Source organism: Singulisphaera rosea (assembly GCF_054877945.1).
Genome location: NZ_JBTYIP020000109.1, coordinates 1 through 435, shown reverse-complemented (window position 1 = coordinate 435; position 435 = coordinate 1). Strand labels below are relative to the sequence as shown.

Annotated in this window: 1 pseudogene; it reads left to right on the top strand. The window is 63.0% G+C overall.

The window, feature by feature from the left end:
- Positions 1–124: 124 nt before the first annotated feature.
- Positions 125–435: pseudogene (locus ACYOEI_RS41165) on the top strand (DUF4277 domain-containing protein); the annotation flags it as partial.

Here is a 435-nt window from a genome sequence, read left to right as displayed (position 1 = left end):
TTTTTCACCCTTGACGATTCGTCTCTCCCGACCAATATGGTCACGGGTATCGCCACGATCTCACCCCCCGTTTCGCGGGCGTGTCGATCCCTTGCCAAAGGCGGCCCATTGTCAGGAAGCCGAGATGAAACCACGCCAGGGACGCAAGACCGATCCCTCCTCGTCTGAACCTCGCCACGGGGAGACCGCCCGCAACGAAGGGCGGACTTTGAAGTCGTTTCGACTGGGCGCCTTGCCGCTCCTCGATGGGATCCTCAAGCGACTCCGACTCGAGGAGTTCCTCCGCGATGCCCTGCCGCCCGAGGATCCTCGAACCAAGGTGCCCACCGCCACCGCTCTGCTCCTCGTGCTCAAGAATCTCCTCGTCTCACGCCAGCCGCTCTATGGCCTCGGCGAGTGGGCGGCACGGCACGACCTCGAGTTATTCGGGTTGTC